This is a genomic window from Kribbella flavida DSM 17836 (assembly GCF_000024345.1).
Lineage (GTDB): Bacteria > Actinomycetota > Actinomycetes > Propionibacteriales > Kribbellaceae > Kribbella > Kribbella flavida.
The window spans coordinates 6,396,527-6,411,579 of record NC_013729.1; the positions used below are offsets into that span (position 1 = coordinate 6,396,527).

A 15,053-nucleotide genomic window follows, 5' to 3' on the forward strand; every position below is an offset into this window, starting at 1 on the left:
CGGGGCACCTTTCACGTTCCCTTGCGGTGCCGCAGGCCGGAGTCGATCAGCCGGCGGACCAGCACCCGGCTCGGCACCGGGACCGCGCCGGCGGCGACCATCTCGTCGTACAGGTCGGACGGTACGTCGTAGTGGTCGCGGTCGAAGCCGCGGGCGGGAATGCCGACCTTGCGGGCGAAGGCGTGCAGCTCGTCGTACGACTCGTCGCTGACCAGGTGCGACCAGACCCGGTCCCAGCCCGGCCAGACCGGGGGGTCGATCAGGATCACGCCGTGGGCTCCTTGGTCGTCGCGGGCTCGCCGTCCTGCGTCGTGCCGGCCTGACTCCTGCTCTCCTGGGCCTTGCTGTCCTGGGCGTCGAGCAGGTTGCGCCAGGCGCGGACGAAGCGCGAGTTCACGTAGGCCTTGGTCCACGAGCCGTCCTGCCGCACCGACGAGCCGACGTGGAACTTGCGCACGCCGCTGCCGTACAGCCACGGCACGTGCTCGGGCCGCAGCGAGCCGCCGGCCATCATCACCTTGGCCACCGCCGGGTCCTCCTTCGCCATCCGAGTCAGGTCGTCCAGCCCGTGCTGGACGCCGAGCGCCGAGCCCGCGGTCAGCACGGTGTCCAGCCCGGGCAGCGTCCGCAGTGCCCGCCAGGCCGGCCGTTGCTCCAGCACCGCGTCGATCGCGCGGTGGAACGTCCACGGCGTCCCGGCGAAGGTGCTGACCAGCGCGGCCACGGACTCGGTGTCGACCTCGTTGTCCGGCGTCAGGAACCCCAGCACGAACCCGTCCGCCCCAGCACTCAGGTAGGACTGCGCGGCGGCGGTCAGCCGGTTCAGCTCAGCGCCGTCGACCGCGAACGTGCCGGTCAGCCGCAGCATCACCCGCAGCGGCAGGTCCGTGACGCGGCGGACGGCGCTGACCGTGGACACCGACGGGCTCAGCCCGTCCGCTTCCATCGACGCGCACAGCTCCAGCCGGTCCGCCCCACCCTCCTGAGCCGCTTCCGCATCCGCCGGATGCAGCGCGATCACCTCGAGCAACGACCCCATGGGCACCATCATCCAGCACAGCCCGTCCGGAAAGCCGGTTGCACTGCCCGGCGATCTTCTGTATCGTTTTTCTAGATCGATTTAGAAGAACGATACAGAAACCTGTCCGGAAGGGTGCCAGAGATGTCGCCGGGAGTCACGCTGAAGACCGTCGCCCAGGCCGTCGGAGTATCGCCGTCGACCGTCTCGAACGCCTACAACAAGCCCGACCAACTGTCGGCCGCCCTGCGTGAGCGCATCCTGGCGACTGCCCAGGAGCTCGGGTACGCCGGGCCCGACGCGTCGGCGCGGGCCCTGCGCAGCGGCAAGGCCGGCGCCGTCGGCGTGCTGTTCACCGACAAGCTGGCCTACGCCTTCTCCGACCCGTACGCCGTGGGCTTTCTCGCCGGCCTCGCCGAGGTCGCCGAGGAGTTCACCACCAGCCTGCTGCTGATGCCGCTCAGCTCGTCCGACATCCAGGGCGGCGCCAACGCGGTCCAGCAGGCGGCGATCGACGCGGCCGCGATCTTCTGCGTGGCCGGCGGGCACCCCGCGCTGGACACGCTGCGGGCCCGCGGCGTCCCGATGGTGTCGACCGACCGCGGCGACCACCCGGACCTGTCCTGGGTCGCGATCGACGAGGTCGAGGCGGCCGCCAAGCTGGGCAAGCACCTGGCACGGCTCGGTCACCGCGACATCGTGGTCCTGGTCGACAACGCCGAGGCGGCCGGCCGCCGGGCGGTCGAGATGACGCTGGACGAGGTCGGCTACACCGACTGCGAGCTGCGGATCCGTGGCCTGCAGAAGGAGATGCCGGACGCCCGGATCCGGCTGGTCTCCGGCGGGCACAACGCGTTCAGCTCCGGCCTGATCGGGGCCGAGTGGGTGCTCGACTCCCAGGACCGGCCGACCGCGATCGTCGGCCTCAGCGACGTCCAGGCGCTGGGCGCGATGGAGGCGATGCGGACCCGCGGACTGGTGCCCGGGCGCGACCTGACCGTGGCCGGCTTCGACGACATCCCGCAGGCCGAGACCGCCGGGCTGACGACGATCCGGCAGCCGATCAAGGACAAGGGCCGGACGGTCGGGCGGGTGCTGCTCGACCCGGCTGTGCAGGACCGGCAGATTCTGCTGCCGACCGAGCTGGTCGTCCGCGCCAGCAGCGGTCCCGCACCACGTAACTGAACCGCACCACCCCCGAACTGCCGACGGCCGACCGGTCGCCGGACGCTACTCCACGCTCTCCGAAGGGAGCAGAACCATGACGTACTTCATCGCCGGCAACACCGCCGTGGAGAACGCGCGCGCCCTGGCCCAGTCGGCCCTCCCGGACGCGCCCCAGCAGCCGTACGACGAGCGCCCGCCGCGCCGGCCGCGCCCCCTGCGCGCCGGCCTCAGCGGCGTACTCCGCGCCGCCGCCGCGTACGAGCTCCGCCTCGCCAACCGCCTCGACCCCCGCTGCGAACCCGCCACCCGGTGACCCCCACCCCCACCCCATCCCCACCTCCTCCAGGGATATCCCCGCAAGTTGTCGGTTCTCCCCCCGCATTCGGACGGGTGCACCCACAACTTGGCGGGATATCCCCCCGTACGGCGGCGGCGCGGGGGATATCCCCGCAGGTTGTGGGTTCTCCCCCCGTATTCGGACGGGTGCACCCACAACTTGGCGGGATATCCCCCCGTACGGCGGCGGCGCGGGGGATATCCCCGCAAGTTGTCGGTTCTCCCCCCGTATTCGGACGGGTGCACCCACAACTTGGCGGGATATCCCCCGCCCCGTGCGGCGGCGGAGGTGGGGTGGGGTGGGCGCGGGGTGGGGTTTGTCGGTGGGGTCTGGCAGTCTGAAGGGCGATGAGTGAGCCGGGGATCTTGCTGACCGCCCGCGCGCTGGTGCTTCACGACCTGGCCGCGCGGGGATTCGACGACGCCGCGATGGTGTCCGCGCTGGAGGACGCGGTCGCCGAGCGTCAGTGGTGGCTCGACCAGTGGCCGGACGGCGGCGAGCACATCGCCGGCCTGGTCGCTCAGGACGTGCAGGACCGGCTCTCCGACTCCGGCGTCCGCTGGCCCCGCTGCACCGCGTGCGACGACCTCAGCACCCACGAGCTGCGCATCGAGCCCGAGCTGGGTCCCGACCCGCACTGGGTCTGCGAGCGCGCCGGCATCTCCGTCTCCCGGCTCGGCCAGCTGACCTGACCTCCAGAGCCGGCTCCGACGTCCGGCGCCACCGGATCGGCGCCCGAGTGGTGGGCAGCCGTCGGGCTCAGCGTGCCCACTCCGGCATGTGCTGGGCCAGGTACCGGCTGCCGTACGAACCGTGCGGCAGGATCTCCCGGATCCGCTCCAGGTCGGCGGCCCCGAGCTGCACCTCGACCGCCCCCGCGTTCTCCTCCACCCGGTGCACCTTGCGCGTTCCCGGGATCGGCACGATGTCGTTGCCTTGAGCAAGTAGCCAGGCGAGCGCCAGCTGCGTCACGGTGATGCCCTTGCCCTCGGCGAAGGCCGTCAGCTCCCGCACCGCGGCCAGGTTCGCCTCGTAGTTCTTGCCCTGCCACCGGTCGTCGAAGCTGCGCATGTCGTCCTCCGGGTACTCGTGCGCCGGCCGCACGTCGCCGGTCAGGAACCCCCGCCCCAGCGGCGAGTACGGCACGAACCCGATGCCGAGCTCCCGGACGACCGGCAGCACGGTGTCCTCGACCTCCCGCTCGAACAGCGAGTACTCCGTCTGCAGCACCGACACCGGCTGCACCGCGTGCGCCCGGCGGATCGCCTCCGGCCCGGCCTCGCTCAATCCGAAGTACCGCACCTTGCCGGCCTGGATCAGCTCGCCGACCACGCCCGCGACCTCCTCGATCGGCACCGCCGGGTCGACCCGGTGCTGGTAGAACACGTCGAGGTGGTCGGTGCCCAGGTAGCGCAGGCTGTTCTCGGCGACCTGCCGGATGTTCTCCGGCCGGCTGTTCAGCGCCTCCCCCTCGAGCGGGTTCTTCGTCATGTCGAAGCCGAACTTGGTCGCCAGCACCACCTCGTCGCGGAAACCGGCGACCGCGCGGCCGAGCAGCTGCTCGTTGCTGCCGGTCCCGCTGCCGTAGAGCTCGGCGGTGTCGAAGAAGGTGATGCCGAGCTCGTACGCCCGCCGAATCGTGGCGATCCCGCCCTCCGCGTCGGCCGCGCCGTACGCCATCGTCATGCCCATCGTGCCGAGGCCGAGCGCCGAGACGTGCAGGCCCTGCCGGCCGAGTGTGCGCTGCTGCATGTGAGTCTCCTTGAACAAACCAGTTAGTTTCTACACCGTAGCCAGCACCGCCGGAAAATGCAACCAACTGGTTTGTTTGAGTAAGATCAGCGCATGGGAGACGGTCAGGCAACCAGGCGGCGCATTCTCGACGCCGCGACGACCGAGTTCGCCAGCTACGGCATCGCCGGCGCCCGGGTCGACCGGATCGCCGCGAACGCCAAGGCCAACAAGGCCCAGCTCTACGCGTACTACGGCAACAAGGACGCGTTGTTCGACGCCGTGCTCGCCGAGCACGTGACGGCGAACCTCGACCTGGTACCGCTCACCCCCGAGGACCTTCCCGGGTACGCCGTCCGCCTGTACGACGCCTACGTCGCGCAGCCGGAGCTCGTCCGGCTGGCGACCTGGGCCCGACTGGAGCGCACACCGACCGGCGACCTGTTCGCCGACTGGCAGGGGCACGACAAGGAGAAGCTGGCCGCGATCGAGGCGGCCCAGCGCAGCGGGCACATCGTGGCCGACCTGTCGCCGCTCGACGTGCACTCGATGGCCATCGCCCTGTCGGCGACCTGGGCGGCCGCGAGCATCACCCACGCCGCCGACCGTTCCGACGACGACGCCGTGCACGAACGTCGCAGGCAGGCCCTCGCAGCGACGGTCCGGCGCGCCTTCAGCCCGTAACTCTCCCCTGAGAGTTCGCTGGGGACCGACTCGGGGACCTACCTGGTCGCGCTACATGTAGTCAGTCTACTAATGTGGGACCCATGAGGGTCCTGGGAGTTCTCCGTGCCGTGGCCGTGCTGCATGCCGTCACGGTCTGCCTGCAGCCGCTACTGGCCGGCATTTACCTGAACGGCTCCACCGCTGCCGCCCGGCTGCACGGACCGGTCGGCCTCACCGCCGCCGGGCTCTGCGCCACGCAGCTCACCCTGGCGATTCTGTGGTGGCGCGCGTCCGGTCCGGGCTGGCCGGTCGTGCTCAGCGCGGCAGTGCTGGCCGGCGAGGCGCTGATGATCCACGCCGGCTTCGGCCGCGAGCTCGCCCTGCACCTCCCGATCGGCATGGCCGTCGTGGCGGGCAGCGTCAGCTTCGCCGCTTGGGCCGCCCGTGCTCGGCGTACGGCGGTGGCGGCGTGACGGCGATCGAGCAGCCGGCGCTGCGACCGGCCGAGGCGAAGCGGCCGAGGGCCACGCTGTGGCTGCTGCGGCTCGTCCTGCTCTGGCACGCCGCGCTGGTCATCGCCCAGCCGATCCTGGCCGGCTACTTCCTGTCCGGGGAGTCGGACGCGATCGCGCTGCACAGCCCGATCGGGTCGACGCTGTGGATGGTCGCCGCGCTCCAGTTCGTCGCAGCGGTCCTCTACTGGCGACCGGGCGGCGGCCGGCTCTGGCCCGCACTGGTCACCCTCGCACTGTTCTTCGCCGACTTCGTCCAACTGGTCTTCGGCCACCAGCAGAACTTCACCGTCCACGTCCCGCTCGGTACGGCCATCGTCACCACCGTCGTCCTGATGACCGTCTGGTCCTTCCGCGCCGGCGCACGCCGGGGCCGTCACCCGGAGGTTGTTCGATGAAGTTGTCCCGCCGTGGCTTCCTGGGCGTCGCCGGCGCCGCGACGCTGGCCGGCTGCGGCCTCGACCCGTCCCCCGGCCAGACCGCCGAGCTGCTCACCAGCGACGTGCCGTTGCCGGACGCCTTCAAGGTGCCCTTGCCGATCCCTCCGGTGAAGCGCCCGGTCCGCAGCGACGCCAAGGCCGACTACTACCGCGTCGTGCAGCGGAAGGCGTCGCTGGAGATCCTGCCCGGCCTCAAGACCGAGGTCCTCGGGTACGACGGCCTGCTGCCCGGTCCCACCTTCGATGTGCGCAGCGGCCGGACCACCGTGGTCGAGCACGTCAACCAACTCGACGTACCGACCGTCGTCCACCTGCATGGCGGCCACACTCCGGCCAGCAGCGACGGCTGGCCACTGGACCTGCTGATGCCTCCCGGCGGCCACCAGGAGCACACCGGGCACCACGGCATGACCGGCGGCGACGTCAAGACCGGCAGCCGGAGCTACACGTTCCCGAACACCCAGCGCGCCGCAACGCTGTGGTACCACGACCACCGGATGGACTACACCGCTCCCCAGGTGTACCGCGGTCTCTTCGGGCTGCACCTGGTGCGTGACCACGAGGAGGACGCGCTGCCGCTGCCCGCGGGCGAGCGGGAGATCCCACTGGTGCTCGCGGACCGCGCGTTCGCGGCCGACGGGTCGTTCCGCTACCCGGCGCGCAAGGACGGCCCGGGTGTCGAGTCGAAGTACATGGAAGGCGTCATCGGCGACGTCCTGCTGGTCAACGGCGCGCCCTGGCCGGTGCTGGAAGTGGATGCGGCGCGCTACCGCTTCCGGGTGCTGAACGCGGCGAACGCCCGCCGCTACGAGCTCGCGCTGGACCGCGGTCCCGCCAAGTTCGTGCAGATCGGCAGCGACGGCGGACTGCTCGCCGCCCCCGTCGAGCACGAGACCGTGGTGATCGCGCCGGCCGAGCGGTTCGACCTGGTGGTGGACTTCTCGCAGTACGAGGTCGGCACCGAGATCACCCTGCTCAACAAGCTCGACTCCGGCCGCGCCGGCGAGGTGATGCGTTTTGTCGTCGCCCGCAAGGCCGCCGACGACAGCGCGATCCCCGCGAAGCTCTCGACGTACGCCGAGCGCACCGAACCGGCCGGGGCGGTCCGGCGGCAGTGGCGGTTCCGGCGCGGGTCGGCCGGCGGGCACGAGGGCTGGACGATCAACGGCAAACCGTTCGACCCGCAGGAGATGCAGGCGACCGTGCCGCTCGACCAGGACGAGATCTGGTCGTTCGTCACCGACGTGCACCACCCGGTGCACGTCCACCTGGCGCCGTTCCAGGTCCTCCGCCGCGGCGGTGGCGGGCCGGGCCGGTACGACCAGGGCTGGAAGGACACCGTGGACGTCCGGCCCGCCGAGGTGGTCGAGGTCCTCATCAGGTTCACCGCCCACCGGGGCAAGTACCTGATCCACTGCCACAACCTCGAGCACGAGGACATGGCGATGATGGCCGGCTTCGAAACTGTTTGACCGACTTCGGTCGAGGCGCCCGCGACCGAAGTCGGATCCGAACGACGGGACAGTCACCTAGCGTCGGTGGACATGAGCCCTTCCCGGCGTCACGTTCTCGGCCTGCTGCCGGCCGCCGCCGTCGCGGCAGCACTTCCGTCGACAGCTGCTGCGGCCACCGGCCCGACCGGTCCACCGGCAACCGGCAGGCGCGGTGCCGGCGGATCGCTGGCGATCCGCGACGTGCGGATCTTCGACGGGCGACGGGTCCTGCCCGGGCGGCACTCGATCCTGGTGCTGGCCGGCCGAATCGTTGCTACTGGCAAGTTTTCGGTGCCGTCCGGCGTCGCCGTGCACGACGGCCGCGGCCGCACCCTGCTGCCCGGGCTGATCGACAGCCATGTGCACACCTTCGACGGCAGCCGGACCGACGCGCTGCGCTTCGGCGTGACGACCGAACTGGAGATGTTCGGCAGCCCCGCCGGGCTGATCGAGTCCCGGCGACGGCGGCGGTCCTTGCGACCGACGACGTGCAGCGACCTGTGGTCGGCCGGCAACGGAGTGACCGTGCCGGGCGGGCACCCGCTCGGCACCGACTGGGAGTTCCCTCGGGTCGAGCCCGGCACCGACCTGGACGCCTACGTGCGCGATCGGCTGGCCGAGGGGTCGGACTTCGTCAAGCTGGTCTACGAACCGGGCAATCCACCCGAGCGGCCGCTGCCGACGCTCACCGCGGCGCAGGTCCGGGCGATCATCGCGGCGACTCACCGGCGCGGCCGGATCGCCGTCGCGCACGTGGAGAAACTCCGGCTCTTCGTGGACACCGTCCGGTTCGGCGCCGACGGCATCGTGCACGCCCCGTACGACGCGGTCGCGACCGCCGGCGACGTCCGCGCGGTCCGCAGCAGCGGGGCCTTCGTCGTACCGACGCTGTCGGTGGTCGACTGGGGCGCCGGAGCGAAGTCGCTGCTCGCCGATCAGCGGGTGACCAAGTGGTTGAGCGGGACACAGCGCTATCTGCTCGAGCAGGAACCGCCGGAACGCCCCGGCCGCCCCGACTACCTGGGCAACGCGTCGGCCACCGTCGGCCGGCTCCACGCCGCCGGCGTACCGATCCTGGCCGGGACCGACGCGCCGGTGCGGGCCAACGTCAGCGGCCCCAGCCTGTTCACCGAGCTCGAACATCTGGTCCGGGCCGGCCTGTCCCCCACCGCCGCCCTGACCGCGGCCACCGCGGGACCCGCCGACCACTTCCGCCTCGGCGACCGCGGCCGCATCGCCCCCGGCCGCCGGGCCGACCTGCTGCTCGTCGACGGCAACCCGGCGCAGGACATCACCGCCCTCCGAGCCCTGCACTCGATCTGGAAGAACGGGCACCCGGTGGACCGCACGCCGGTCGACTGACTCACCGCTCGCCGGGCGATCGGCCACGCCGGACCGGCTCCACCACAGGGGTTGACTTCGCGGTGCACGCCCTCCTATATTCAACACATCAGTTGATCAAGGAATTGGTTGATAAACATGGCGTACGACGACGAGGCACTCGACCGGGCATTTCTCGCCCTGGCCGACCCGGTCCGGCGGGCACTGATCGCCCGGCTGTCCCGCGGTCCGGCCACGGTGAACGAGCTCGCCGAGCCGTTCCCGATCACGCTGCAGGCGGTGTCACGGCACATCTCCGTGCTGGAGGCCGCCGGGCTGATCACCCGCACCCGGGACGGCCAGCGCCGGCCGTGCCACCTCGCCCCCAGCGCCCTGGAGCAGCTGACCAGCTGGATCGACCAGTACCGCCTGGAGACCGAGCGCCGGTTCCGCCGGATCGACGCCGTCCTCGAGACCGTGAAGGAGCAGGACCAATGAGCGACACGATCATCAACGCCCCCGCGAACACCCCGTTCATCGAGGTGATCCGCGACTTCGACGCCACCCCGGAGCAGCTGTTCCGGGTCTCCACCGACCCGGACCTGATCGCCCAGTGGCTCGGCCCCAACGGCCTGGAGATGGAGGTCGTCGAGTACGACGCGCGGCCCGGTGGCCGCTACCGCTACATCCACCGCGAGCCCTCCGGCGCGGAGTACGCCTTCCGCGGCGTCTTCCACGCCGTCGAGCCCGGCGCGCTGGTGATCCAGACCTTCGAGTACGAGGGGCTGCCCGGCGAGGTCAGCCTGGAGAAGGCGACCTACACCGCGACCGACAACGGAGTACGGCTGCGGACCTGGTCGGTGTTCGGGTCGGTGCAGGCCCGCGACACCATGGTTGCCAGCGGCATGGAGAGCGGTCTCAACGACGCGATGGAGAAGCTGACCGCCCTGGTGGCGAAGGAGACGGGCCGATGAGCCAGGTCGTCGTCGACATCTCCGTCTCCCTGGACGGCTACGTCACCGGGCCGAACGCCGGCCCGGGCAACGGCCTCGGCGACAACGGCGAGGCCCTGCACAGCTGGGTCTTCGAGGGCACCGACCAGGACCGGACCGTGCTCGACCAGAGCTTCGAACGGTCCGGCGCGGTGATCCAGGGCCGGCGGTTGTTCGACGTGATCGACGCCCCCGACGGCTGGAACGAGGAGATGGGGTACGGCGCCACCCGCGACAGCGAGCGCCGGCCGCCGATCTTCGTCGTCACCCACGAGCCGCCGGCGACCACCCGGCTCGGTGACCGGTTCACGTTCGTCACCGAACTGACCGACGCGATCGCTCAGGCCCGCAAGGCCGCCGGGGACAAGGACGTCGTGGTGATGGGCGGCGGCGAGATCTGTCACGCGGTGCTCGCCGCCGGCCTGGCCGACGTGCTGCTGCTGCACGTCGCGCCCGTGGTCCTGGGCGACGGCACGCGGCTGTACCCCGCGGGCCCAGGTCCGCGGGTGGACCTCGAGCTGACGTCCGCGATCTCGACGCCGCACGCACAGCACCTCACCTACGCCGTCCGCAAGAACTCCTGACGGGCAGCGTCATCGCGTCGGCGGTCGCCTCGCTGGACGGCTTCGTCGTCACCCACACGCCACCGGCCGGCTGGACGTTCCCGGACGCGCCGTTCACGTTCGTCTCCGGGGTCGAGCAGGCGATCGCCCGGGCCCGCGAGGTCGCCGGTCACCGGGTGCGGCCTCAGCGGTAGGTGTAGTACGCCGAGACGAGCGGGTGGTCCGACCAGCGGCGTTCCTCGAAGGTCCGGTCGACCTCCCAGCCGGCGAAGCCGATGTCACCGGCGCCGAAGATCCAGTCGACGCCGGGGTAGCCGGCGGTCGGGCAGGAACCGTTCGGGTTCGGGTGGTAGCCGGTGGCGGCCTTCATCAGGCCGTTCGTGGTGAAGAAGCAGGCGGCCGCCTCGTTCTCGTTCATGTCACCGACCAGCAGCACGTGCTGGTAGTGCTGCTTCAGGTCACGGATCTTCTCCCGCTCGATCCGGCGCATCGCCTCGCGCCACTCCGCGTTCTCCGGACCGGCCGGGTTGTGCACGCTCATCACGACCACCCGTTCGCCGTTCAGGGTGTGCTGCAGCAGCACGATCGGCAGGTGCAGGGTGCGGCGGTTGCCGACGGTCGCGTGCAGCTGCCAGGCGGCCACCTTGTTCCAGGCCTGGTCCTTCCACATGATCGCGTTGCCGGTGTAGTTGCTGCCGGCAAGCTGGGTGTTCGGGTCGGCGCGGAACAGCTCCCAGCCGCCGTCGTTGCGGATCACCTCGGCCTGCGGGCTCTCCAGCTCCTGCAGGCCGACGATGCCGAGCTGCTTCGCCTCGATCCGGGTCAGCGACTCCCGCATCCGGACCCGGCCGTCGATCTGCCCCGCTCCCTCGGTCAGGTGCCAGCCCTTCACGTTGTAGCTGGCGACCCGTACGTCGGGCGCCGCGACCGCCACCTCCGGGGTGAGCAGGGCGGCGAACAGACAGGTCGCCAGCACGGCCGCGATCCTTCGAACCTTCACGACTACCTCCGGCGGTCGAGGCGCTCCCGGGCGGCGCGCCAGTGCGGCGAGTGTCGCCACCGCCCTACGACGGCAGGAAATGCCTTGCAGGTTCCTGCAACGCCGCCGGCCTCAGGGAGTATCCGGTCGGCGGCAGTCCTCGGCGGAAGACCGGTCCGGTAGCCGCCGGTTCTCGGCGAGGACGGCTACCGGCGGAGGGCCGGATGGTCCGCGACGACCGTGCGGCTGCCGGGCTCGACCTCGGTGAAGCCCGCATCCTGGACGACGGGCAGCCCGCTGCGCACCAACTGCTTCCACTGCGCGGCCGACGCCGTCCGCACCGCCAGCCGGAACCCGTCCTCCACCCACGTCTTGCGCGCGACCTCCGGCAGCACCATCCAGGCCAGGTGCGCCGCATGGCCGACCTGCGCCATCGTCTTGCCGGTCGACATCTCCAGCCCCGGGTTGACCCACAACACCGGCACCCCGCCGGCCGGCTCCCCCGGCGCCTCGGCGTCCTCCAGATCGGTCCCCGTCACCTGCAACTTCGCCAGCTCCTTGGGCACCTCATCCAGAGGCACCGGCGGAAACACCCGAACCTCCGCAGGCACTGCCGCCCCAGCTCCCGTCCCCACCGGCGCTTCGCCAGGGTGAAGTCCTTGCCGCCCTTCTTCTGCAGCTTGGCCCGCCCCCGCGACGTCGACCGCAGGCGCGTCACCAGCTGCGGCAGCCGTGGGCAGTTGGCTGGTGACGGTGATACCAGGGAGCGCGGCGGCTCGGCGCCACTCGGCGCCGCGGGCCCGGCGGACGACCTTGCGGATGCGGGCGTCCTGCCAAGCCCGCATCGCCTCGGCCCACTCACCGGTACCGGCCGACCGCTCGTCGGCCAGGATCGCCAGCACGGCCCGCGCCGCGGTCTCCAGCGCGTCCGTCTGCCCCGGCCGCTCGGTCTTGCCGACCTGCAGTACCAGCGTCAGCACGTACTCGTCGTCACCCTCAGCACTCACCCGAGCGAGTCTGCCAGGCATCCAGCGAACGCTCAGCGGACACCCGCCCCGACCAGGAGTGCCGTCCGGTCCCGGCCCGCGCGACGGTTGTAAGGTCGGCGGCATGCGGCAGTATCTGGAGCTTCTCGACCACGTCCTCACCCACGGCGTCGAGAAGGGCGACCGCACCGGCACCGGCACGCTGAGCGTCTTCGGCCACCAGGCCCGGTACGACCTGAGCGCCGGCTTCCCCGTCGTGACCACCAAGAAGCTGCACCTGAAGTCGGTCGTCGGCGAGCTGATCTGGTTCCTCAGCGGCTCCACCAGCGTGAAGTGGCTGCAGGAGAACGGCATCTCGATCTGGGACGAGTGGGCCGGCGACGACGGCGAGCTCGGCCCTGTCTACGGCTACCAGTGGCGCTCCTGGCCGACCCCGGACGGCCGGCACGTCGACCAGATCGCCGGCGTCATCGAGGCGATCCGGAAGAACCCCGACTCCCGCCGGCACCTGGTCAGCGCCTGGAACGTCGCCGAGCTGGACGACATGGCGCTGCCGCCGTGCCACACGTTGTTCCAGTTCTACGTAGCCGACGGCAAGCTGTCCTGCCAGCTGTACCAGCGCTCGGCCGACATCTTTCTCGGCGTCCCGTTCAACATCGCGTCGTACGCGCTGCTCACCCACATGGTCGCGCAGCAGACCGGCCTCGCGGTCGGCGACTTCGTGCACACGCTCGGCGACGCCCACCTCTACCTGAACCACGTCGACCAGGCGAAGCTCCAGCTCACCCGCGAGCCACGTCCGCTGCCGACGCTGCGGCTGCGCGAGCGCGACTCGATCGACTCCTACGAGATCGCGGACGTCGAGCTGATCGGTTACGACCCGCACCCCGGCATCAAGGCGCCCATCGCGGTATGAGCGTCGTACTGATCGCGGCGGTCGGTCGCAACGGCGTGATCGGCCGGGACAACGAGCTGCCCTGGCGCATCCGCGAGGACCTCCAGCACTTCAAGGCCCTCACCCTGGGCCACACCCTGGTGATGGGCCGCAAGACCTACGACTCGATCGGCCGCCCGCTGCCCGGACGCCGGACGGTCGTGGTCACCCGGCAGCCGGACTGGTCCGCGCCCGGCGTCGAGGTCGCGCACAGCCTGGCCGCCGCGCTCGAGCTTGCCGACGGCAAGGACGTCTACGTGGCCGGCGGCGGCGAGATCTACCGTCAGGCGCTGCCGTCCGCCGACCGGCTGGAGCTGACCGAGGTCGACCAGTCCCCCGCGGGCGACGTCACCTTCCCCGCCGTCGACCGCTCCGCCTGGACCGAGACCGCCCGCGAACCGCACGACGGCTTCGCCTTCGTCACCTACGTCCGGTCCTGAGTCCCGCGCGGCCGTGCTCGTACCGGCCGGGCGCCGACAACGAGTGCGTCACGCCCGGCGCGGATCGGCCGGGAACCGCGTAGATTGTCTCCGCGTCACGGAGTGTGTGACAGGGGACGCGGGCGCAGACCCGTGGCAGGCCACCGGAGGGGAACGACGATGACCGAAGCCGACAACACCGCGGGCACACCGGCTGCCGGAGGGGCGGCGGCGCAGGCCCAGCCGGCGGTCGCGCCGTTGCAGCCGCCGACCGCCACCGCGCCGGGTCTGATCCTGACCGCCCCCGCGCCGGCCCCACCGGTCGCCGCGACGGCCGCGCCGAGCCTGGCCCCGGCGGTCGACCCGGCGGCGCTGCCCGGCCTGGACGCCAAGGTCGACACCTTTCTCGGCTCGCTGATGACCGCGGCGCCGCGCTCCCCCGAGTTCGCCGCGAAGGCCGGTGACGTCCGCAGCATGGGCGACGTCGACATCCGGCACGCCGCCGAGAGCTCGAACCGGCTGCTGCAGTCGCCGGTCAAGGCGCTGAAGAGCGGTGGCCTGTCCGAGGGCTCGACGGTCGGCAAGACCCTGCTCGACCTTCGCCGCACGGTGGAGGACCTCGACCCGAAGGAGGCCACCGGCGCGAAGAAGCTGCTCGGGATGATCCCGTTCGGCGACAAGATCGAGGACTACTTCCGCAAGTACCAGAGCGCGCAGAGCCACCTCGAAGGCATCCTGCACGCGCTGCGCGACGGCCAGGACGAGCTCGCCAAGGACAACGCCGCGCTGAACCTGGAGAAGCAGCAGCTCTGGGACGCGATGACCCGGCTGAACCAGTACGTGTACGTCGCCGAGCGGCTGGACGCGCGGCTGTCGGCGAAGATCGCCGAGCTGGAGGCGACCGACCCGGACCGGGCCAAGGCGCTGCGCGACGACGTGCTGTTCTACGTCCGGCAGAAGCACCAGGACCTGCTCACCCAGCTGGCCGTGTCGATCCAGAACTACCTGGCCATCGACATCGTGATCAAGAACAACATCGAGCTGATCAAGGGCGTCGACCGGGCCTCGACGACCACCGTCTCGGCACTGCGTACGGCGGTGATCGTGGCGCAGGCCCTGGGCAACCAGAAGCTCGTGCTGGACCAGATCACCGCCTTGAACACGACCACCAGCGGCATGATCGAGCGCACTTCGCAGATGCTGCGGGACAACTCGGTCGCGATCCAGCAGCAGGCCGCCTCGGCCACGATCGGGCTGCCGCAGCTGCAGGCGGCGTTCGCGAACATCTACGCCACCATGGACGCGATCGACACCTTCAAGGTGGAGGCGCTGGACAGCATGGCCGCCACCATCGGCACCTTGGAGACCGAGGTGACCAAGTCCCGCAGCTACCTGGAGCGGGTTGCCCAGCAGGACCAGCGGGTGGTGCAGGGCAGCCTCGACCTCGGCCGCTGAGCCGGAGTACAGGACAGCCGGGAACGCGAGCGGGGGGACGG

General features: G+C 71.1%; 19 protein-coding genes. 14 read left to right on the forward strand and 5 right to left on the reverse strand.

Annotated elements, in window-relative coordinates:
• Positions 1–11: 11 nt before the first annotated feature.
• Both KFLA_RS29535 and KFLA_RS29540 read right to left on the reverse strand, forming a co-directional pair.
• On the reverse strand, positions 12–269 hold the full coding sequence (locus KFLA_RS29535) for a DUF4031 domain-containing protein (protein ID WP_012923508.1): 258 nt from the start codon (positions 267–269) through the stop codon (positions 12–14).
• Positions 266–1,039, reverse strand: coding sequence for a copper homeostasis protein CutC (locus tag KFLA_RS29540; protein WP_012923509.1), 774 nt, complete (start codon positions 1,037–1,039; stop codon positions 266–268). Before KFLA_RS29540 ends, KFLA_RS29535 begins: the two co-directional genes overlap by 4 nt.
• Positions 1,040–1,162: 123 nt before the next feature.
• Here KFLA_RS29540 and KFLA_RS29545 point away from each other — a divergent pair, with 123 nt between their 5' ends.
• The 3 genes from KFLA_RS29545 to KFLA_RS29555 all read left to right on the forward strand — a co-directional run bounded on the left by KFLA_RS29545 (position 1,163) and on the right by KFLA_RS29555 (position 3,214).
• Positions 1,163–2,203 (forward strand): LacI family DNA-binding transcriptional regulator, encoded by a 1,041-nt coding sequence (locus tag KFLA_RS29545; RefSeq protein ID WP_012923510.1) that lies wholly within the window; start codon positions 1,163–1,165, stop codon positions 2,201–2,203.
• Positions 2,204–2,279: 76 nt separating this feature from the next.
• The gene (locus KFLA_RS29550; RefSeq protein ID WP_012923511.1) at positions 2,280–2,498 is read left to right on the forward strand and encodes a hypothetical protein; all 219 of its coding nucleotides are present in this window, start codon (positions 2,280–2,282) and stop codon (positions 2,496–2,498) included.
• Between the two features lie 371 nt (positions 2,499–2,869).
• Positions 2,870–3,214 carry a hypothetical protein gene (locus KFLA_RS29555; protein ID WP_012923512.1) on the forward strand — a complete coding sequence of 115 codons (345 nt, stop codon included), beginning with the start codon at positions 2,870–2,872 and terminating at the stop codon, positions 3,212–3,214.
• A gap of 67 nt (positions 3,215–3,281) precedes the next feature.
• Here the strand turns inward: KFLA_RS29555 and KFLA_RS29560 are convergent, their stop codons facing one another.
• On the reverse strand, positions 3,282–4,274 hold the full coding sequence (locus tag KFLA_RS29560; RefSeq protein WP_012923513.1) for an aldo/keto reductase: 993 nt from the start codon (positions 4,272–4,274) through the stop codon (positions 3,282–3,284).
• A 93-nt stretch (positions 4,275–4,367) separates the two neighbouring features.
• On the opposite strand from KFLA_RS29560, the gene KFLA_RS29565 reads away from it, so the two are divergent.
• The 8 genes from KFLA_RS29565 to KFLA_RS29600 all read left to right on the forward strand — a co-directional run bounded on the left by KFLA_RS29565 (position 4,368) and on the right by KFLA_RS29600 (position 10,260).
• Entirely contained in the window at positions 4,368–4,937 is a 570-nt protein-coding gene (locus KFLA_RS29565; protein ID WP_012923514.1) for a TetR/AcrR family transcriptional regulator, read from the forward strand.
• 83 nt (positions 4,938–5,020) lie between these two features.
• On the forward strand, positions 5,021–5,392 hold the full coding sequence (locus KFLA_RS29570; protein ID WP_012923515.1) for a hypothetical protein: 372 nt from the start codon (positions 5,021–5,023) through the stop codon (positions 5,390–5,392).
• Positions 5,389–5,829: a hypothetical protein gene (locus tag KFLA_RS29575; protein ID WP_012923516.1), complete on the forward strand. Its 441-nt coding sequence runs from the start codon at positions 5,389–5,391 to the stop codon at positions 5,827–5,829. Before KFLA_RS29570 ends, KFLA_RS29575 begins: the two co-directional genes overlap by 4 nt.
• Entirely contained in the window at positions 5,826–7,343 is a 1,518-nt protein-coding gene (locus tag KFLA_RS29580) for a multicopper oxidase family protein (protein ID WP_012923517.1), read from the forward strand. The genes KFLA_RS29575 and KFLA_RS29580 overlap by 4 nt, the downstream gene beginning before the upstream one ends.
• A gap of 72 nt (positions 7,344–7,415) precedes the next feature.
• Positions 7,416–8,726: an amidohydrolase family protein gene (locus KFLA_RS29585; RefSeq protein ID WP_083792929.1), complete on the forward strand. Its 1,311-nt coding sequence runs from the start codon at positions 7,416–7,418 to the stop codon at positions 8,724–8,726.
• A gap of 117 nt (positions 8,727–8,843) precedes the next feature.
• A complete protein-coding gene (locus KFLA_RS29590) occupies positions 8,844–9,182 on the forward strand; it encodes an ArsR/SmtB family transcription factor (RefSeq protein WP_012923519.1) in 339 nt (112 codons plus the stop codon).
• Positions 9,179–9,658, forward strand: a complete 480-nt coding sequence (locus tag KFLA_RS29595) for an SRPBCC family protein (RefSeq protein ID WP_012923520.1) — start codon at positions 9,179–9,181, stop codon at positions 9,656–9,658. The genes KFLA_RS29590 and KFLA_RS29595 overlap by 4 nt, the downstream gene beginning before the upstream one ends.
• The gene (locus tag KFLA_RS29600; protein ID WP_012923521.1) at positions 9,655–10,260 is read left to right on the forward strand and encodes a dihydrofolate reductase family protein; all 606 of its coding nucleotides are present in this window, start codon (positions 9,655–9,657) and stop codon (positions 10,258–10,260) included. Before KFLA_RS29595 ends, KFLA_RS29600 begins: the two co-directional genes overlap by 4 nt.
• A gap of 163 nt (positions 10,261–10,423) precedes the next feature.
• On the opposite strand, the gene KFLA_RS29605 is transcribed toward KFLA_RS29600, so the two are convergent.
• The gene (locus tag KFLA_RS29605; RefSeq protein ID WP_012923522.1) at positions 10,424–11,239 is read right to left on the reverse strand and encodes an endonuclease/exonuclease/phosphatase family protein; all 816 of its coding nucleotides are present in this window, start codon (positions 11,237–11,239) and stop codon (positions 10,424–10,426) included.
• 185 nt (positions 11,240–11,424) lie between these two features.
• Entirely contained in the window at positions 11,425–12,225 is an 801-nt protein-coding gene (locus tag KFLA_RS29610; RefSeq protein ID WP_237706630.1) for a peptidyl-tRNA hydrolase, read from the reverse strand.
• A gap of 103 nt (positions 12,226–12,328) precedes the next feature.
• Here KFLA_RS29610 and KFLA_RS29615 point away from each other — a divergent pair, with 103 nt between their 5' ends.
• The 3 genes from KFLA_RS29615 (at position 12,329) to KFLA_RS29625 (ending at position 15,012) form a co-directional block, all read left to right on the forward strand.
• The gene (locus KFLA_RS29615) at positions 12,329–13,120 is read left to right on the forward strand and encodes a thymidylate synthase (RefSeq protein WP_012923524.1); all 792 of its coding nucleotides are present in this window, start codon (positions 12,329–12,331) and stop codon (positions 13,118–13,120) included.
• A complete protein-coding gene (locus KFLA_RS29620; protein ID WP_012923525.1) occupies positions 13,117–13,578 on the forward strand; it encodes a dihydrofolate reductase in 462 nt (153 codons plus the stop codon). Before KFLA_RS29615 ends, KFLA_RS29620 begins: the two co-directional genes overlap by 4 nt.
• Positions 13,579–13,737: 159 nt before the next feature.
• Complete coding sequence (locus KFLA_RS29625; RefSeq protein ID WP_012923526.1) at positions 13,738–15,012, forward strand: toxic anion resistance protein; 1,275 nt, start codon at positions 13,738–13,740, stop codon at positions 15,010–15,012.
• Positions 15,013–15,053 lie beyond the last annotated feature (41 nt).